At 37.9% G+C, this 4,903-nt stretch carries 3 protein-coding genes, 1 tRNA gene and 1 riboswitch; of the genes, 1 reads left to right on the top strand and 3 read right to left on the bottom strand.

The annotated features are described in order from the left end of the window. Positions 1-112 precede the first annotated feature (112 nt). Both MZO41_RS16315 and MZO41_RS16320 read right to left on the bottom strand, forming a co-directional pair. Positions 113-1,528 (bottom strand): ABC transporter permease subunit, encoded by a 1,416-nt coding sequence (locus MZO41_RS16315; protein ID WP_238326318.1) that lies wholly within the window; start codon positions 1,526-1,528, stop codon positions 113-115. A gap of 100 nt (positions 1,529-1,628) precedes the next feature. Further along, positions 1,629-1,792: riboswitch (M-box (ykoK) riboswitch) on the bottom strand. A 214-nt stretch (positions 1,793-2,006) separates the two neighbouring features. Next, positions 2,007-3,218: an FtsW/RodA/SpoVE family cell cycle protein gene (locus MZO41_RS16320; RefSeq protein ID WP_003644508.1), complete on the bottom strand. Its 1,212-nt coding sequence runs from the start codon at positions 3,216-3,218 to the stop codon at positions 2,007-2,009. Between the two features lie 334 nt (positions 3,219-3,552). On the opposite strand from MZO41_RS16320, the gene MZO41_RS16325 reads away from it, so the two are divergent. Further along, a tRNA-Ser gene (locus MZO41_RS16325) sits at positions 3,553-3,640 on the top strand. Positions 3,641-3,864: 224 nt separating this feature from the next. Here the strand turns inward: MZO41_RS16325 and MZO41_RS16330 are convergent. Next, entirely contained in the window at positions 3,865-4,731 is an 867-nt protein-coding gene (locus MZO41_RS16330) for an NUDIX hydrolase (RefSeq protein WP_164905395.1), read from the bottom strand. Positions 4,732-4,903 lie beyond the last annotated feature (172 nt).

Consider the following 4,903-nt stretch of genomic DNA (forward strand, 5'->3'; position numbering starts at 1 on the left):
GCGGATCCACCGAGGGTTCAAAGGACTCCAGGACACCTTGGAAGCATCATTTATTTAAGTTAGATACATATTATATGTACGAAGGCATTTCATTTACACAAGATTCTTGACGCTACCGAATTGCCAGATACCCCGCGATAATGTTGAAAAAAAAGTACCATTGAGTTCCAGTCATTATCAATGGAATGACCCACCAATGCTGTGTCGTCCCTGTCAACGTAATCATTAATGCAACAATTGGAATATAAATATCCGCGGGAATTGATCCTAAAACTTGTCCAACCGGTTGAATCAGTTTTAACCGCCGCGCATTACTAGCAACCCATACGGCAAGTGGAATAAAAATAAGCGCCGAAAGTAAAACAGCTATCAACACACGACTAGTTGTTAGGAAGGTCCATTTAAACAAAACACTCAAATTAATCCAATCAAGATATTTTATTAGTAATACACCCAAGCGATATAGACCAACAGCTATTACTAGCCACCATGCAATACGCCAATATACCGTATATTTTTTTAATATTCGTATAATCCGTGAAAAGCCCAGTTTTTGCCATTGCTTTGGAGCACCATATAACCACCAATACCGGATATGACGATGTAATCGCTTAACTAACAGCGGCACTTTAGCCATAACCATCAAATCATAGACTTGCGATTGCTGTGGTAGTTGGCTATCGGTACTCGTACCGTATTTATAATGTGCCGTTCCTTTAATCAGCGGTTGAAAAATAAACACATTGACCAATAACACACAGATAACTAGCGCAATCACTGCATTAATAACAGCACCAAAATTAGCTGTATCAAGCGCAATCTGGATGTATGATCCAATTCCTGGTAGCACTAATGTTTCATTTTTAGGAACCACGATCGTCGCTTGTTCACAAGCGACTAGGGCAAACCAAGCGGCCGATTGAGAAATGACAATATTCCATAGAATGCTTGGCGTCGCATAAAGAAATTCTAAGCGCCAGAATCGTTGCCAGCTATTACAGCCAAATTGCTTAGCCACTGTCATCAAGTCTTCGGGCGTAACCCGAAGTGACTGATAGAGAGCCAACATAATATTCCAGGCCTGTGCAGTGAAAACGCCGAAAATAGCAACGGCCTCAACACCCAGCACATTATTGGGAAACAATCCCATGAACCATGCAGTTGTAAACGTTAAAAATCCCAATAACGGCACTGACTCCAATAAATTAACAATCGGCAAAATAACATAGCGTGCACTTCGATAGCGCGCTGCTAATATGCCAAAAATCAAAGAAAACAATATTGAGTAGCCCATTCCAATGAATAGTCTCGTTGTTGTTCGTAACGCAGCCGCTACTAAATGTGACATTGTTAAGTAGTCTTTACCTCCCGTAGTATCTAAATAACCCTGAGTGGGTAATCGACTGAGCGGCAGGTTCATCTTGGCAATGCACCAGCCAATCATAAGCAATATTCCAATACTTAGTCCAAGCCACATCATCGTTCCCACCACAGAACGTACTTTAATCCCTCTTTTTAAACTTGTCATGGTGACTCCTTTCCATGTTCAAGTTGTTTTTAGGCAAATAAAACCCCATTAGCAAATTGCAGCTAATGGGGTAAAAAACTAAAATGGATAACGATTTTTGCATCGACGCATTCATTGAGTTTTAGCACTTTAAGACGTAAGAACTAGTCTAGTTATCTTGAAAGAGCCTTAATTCGGCAAATTCTGCTTTACTCATTCCTGTCTCTCGACATTTCTGGGCGATAACCTATATTCTTAAAGTAACCTCACCTAATTGCAACTGATTTTTATTGCTGATGTAATCAACAATGCTATCATAGTTTCAAGATCTTTAACCGTCAATAGAAACCAGCTAATGATAATCATTAACAAGTGATTATTTATACTTTTTAGGTTTCCTTTATAATCGTAACTTTTTCTTAACTATTTATCTCTAAACAAATTACTCGTACTGTCTAGCTTGAAATTTGGACTTTAATTGCCACAAAAATCCTGTTACTTAGTGAAAAATTCTCGGTACCGAAAAAATGGAGCGCACGTTAGGATACTGTGTCGCAAGAACCAAGCCAACCCCCATAAAATCGCCAATTATGGCCGAACCTCCCTGACTAACAAAAGGTAACGGAATTCCCGTTAAAGGTAACAGCCCAATCGTCATGCCAATGTTTTCAAACATATGGAAAGCTAGCATTACGGCTACTCCAGTGGAAACATAGACATAAAATCGGCGTCGACTAGCGAATGCTGAGCGAAAAATTAGATAAAACAAGTACATGTAAACGATAAGTAAGACACTACAGCCAATGAACCCAGTTGTCTCACCAACAACCGAAAAAATCATATCTGATTCCCTAACTGGCACATAAACAGCGTTATGAGTTACACCATTCCCAGTTAATCCACCCACCCCAACCGCTCGCATACTTTGCCACAATTGATAGCTTTGATCCGAGACGCCATTGCTTGGGTTAAGCCACGTATTGATGCGATCAAACTGGTACAATTTAAATCCGATATGAGATAACAGAGATTGGCCCGTGCTCGATGTCGCTAACAAAATTAAAACAACCCCAATGGATCCGGCCACCAATAACACACGCCACAAAAAACTAAACCGGCATGGTGAAACAATGAGCATACCAATAAAAATTGTCAGAAAAACTAACGTCGTTCCAAAATCATTGATGATTTTCAACGCAACAATAATTGGAAAAGTGTAAATAACTAAGCGACGTGTCAACCGCCAATCCGCATTAAAATTATTGTGGGGTCCCCACTGTTGATCTTGAACGATTAACCGGCCCATCATTAAAATATAGAGCGGTTTCATAACTTCAACTGGTTGAAAAGTCAGTGTACCAATTGCAAACCAACTTTTAGCCCCTGTTTGAACATAATATTCTCGACTATAGAAGACCAATAAAAGTATCAATAACAGCATGCCAATTGAATAGCCAATCGGGGCCCACTGCATCAATTGTTTTTCACTTAGGTGAAGCATCGTTGTCGCTATCAATGCACCCACAAGGTACCAGAGACACTGCATCATTGTCGTCCGAACAGGATCAATCACTTTTAAATCATGCAGACAAGCATAGTAAACAGCCCACATACCAATACAACAGAGTATGATGACACATAATATAATCCCCCAGCCATAGTCGCCAATATGTTTATGCTCTTGCCACCGACCAAGTTCTCTATTATTCATTTGTTACCCCCCATAAATAAAATTTATACCGGGCTTAGTATAGCGGTAAATCCAAGTATTTTATATTTTAAGTGGCTTTTTTATGCTTAATTAATCGATTTAACCGGATTCTAAATATTGCATTAAAATCTTAATAATCGTGGCTAAGCCTCTTGCTAGCCACGATAAATTAATTGATACAACATTTGATCATTATTACGGTTAATATTTTGCACGTTGTTGACTAATCGTCTTAAAATCTTAGCGTCAATCTAATATTTGACGCTACCTTTAAATCTTTTGAATAAATATTTATTCCAGCAGAAAATTATGCTATACTTATTAAGTACCATATGGAGAGTTGGCAGAGTGGTAATGCACCGGACTCGAAATCCGGCGAACCGGCTAATACCGGCGCGCAGGTTCAAATCCTGTACTCTCCTTATTAAAGCAGTAGAGACCAGATTCAAAAAATAAGAACCCCGACAAATCAACGTTTGTCAGGGTTCTATTTTTTTTTAGAAAAGGCTAAAAAGGGCTAGAAAAGAAAAGCATTTTGTGCAATTGGCTGAGTATAGGATTTAATAACCTTGATATACCAAAGTTTTTAAGGTACGCGCGCAAAATCCCCGTACTAGTTAATTAAGACCAGTACGGGGATTAGTGTTTATTTTATGTTTCGGCTAAGTGTAATCGCACTTAATGTAAAACCATCGATGATTGTTCTTTTCTTAACTTCATTTGTAAGACTAGCTTCATTCATTAACCTGTACTCTACTATCTTCTCTGAGGACTGTAGTTTAATTTCTTTCAATTCAGAGAGTTCTACTCGTACAACATGAATGGAACTTTTAATCAACCCAGAATCAGGTTCTACTTCTCCTAAATCAATCGTCTTTATTACAGTCGATAAATTTACATTTAGTTCTTCTTTCAACTCACGTTTGGCTGCTGCTGAATAGTTAACCACACTACCGTCTATTTCATCTGGTTCAACAAACCCTCTCGGAAACTCCCAATTAAACCGCCCATCAGACCTTTTAATCTTAATCATTAAATACTGATTTCCAATAGTTGTAACAGTAATTACACCAGCTGTATTTTGTTTTAATGATAAAACCCCATGATTAATATTGATATCATAATAACTGAAGTTTTTCCTACCATTACTGTAATAATCAAGGTCTAGTATCCAAGTTTTATAACTTTTTGCGCTTTCAACACTTTCATTTAAAAGTTTATACATATGACAAAAATAAACAATGAACACCAGAGCAAATGCCACTATTAGAATGGTAAATAATGCCGCCTGTTTACTTCCCCAATTAACTAGTTTATAGATACTATGCTCAATCATAATCAGCGGAACCATTGAAAATATCCAAACTCCGTAAAACATACTATCTTCAGTAGAATTAATAGTGTGTTTGAACCATTTTATGATTGACCGCTTCTTACTCTTATTTTCCTTTCCATTTTCCCTATTATTTACCAGCATTTCTTGAATTGTATTTTTCAAATCATCAACCGTCATATACTGGTTTTGATGAGCCATGGCATAGTTAATCACATATATTGCATCCAGATACTGGGTAGCGTCAAGAATCTTGTGTAAATGAAATGCCTTCGTACATATAATATGTATCTAACTTAAATAAATGATGCTTCCAAGGTGTCCTGGAGTCCTTTGAACCCTCGGTGGATCC

Origin of the sequence: Lactiplantibacillus sp. C232 (assembly GCF_023806725.1) — a bacterium.
Lineage (GTDB): Bacteria > Bacillota > Bacilli > Lactobacillales > Lactobacillaceae > Lactiplantibacillus > Lactiplantibacillus plantarum.

What these genes read in the sequence shown, in the direction of transcription:
- MZO41_RS16320 (WP_003644508.1), bottom strand. Translation starts at nt 3,218, where the DNA reads ATGAATAATAGAGAACTTGGTCGGTGGCAAGAGCATAAACATATTGGC.
- MZO41_RS16330 (WP_164905395.1), bottom strand. Translation starts at nt 4,731, where the DNA reads ATGACGGTTGATGATTTGAAAAATACAATTCAAGAAATGCTGGTAAAT.
- MZO41_RS16315 (WP_238326318.1), bottom strand. Translation starts at nt 1,528, where the DNA reads ATGACAAGTTTAAAAAGAGGGATTAAAGTACGTTCTGTGGTGGGAACG.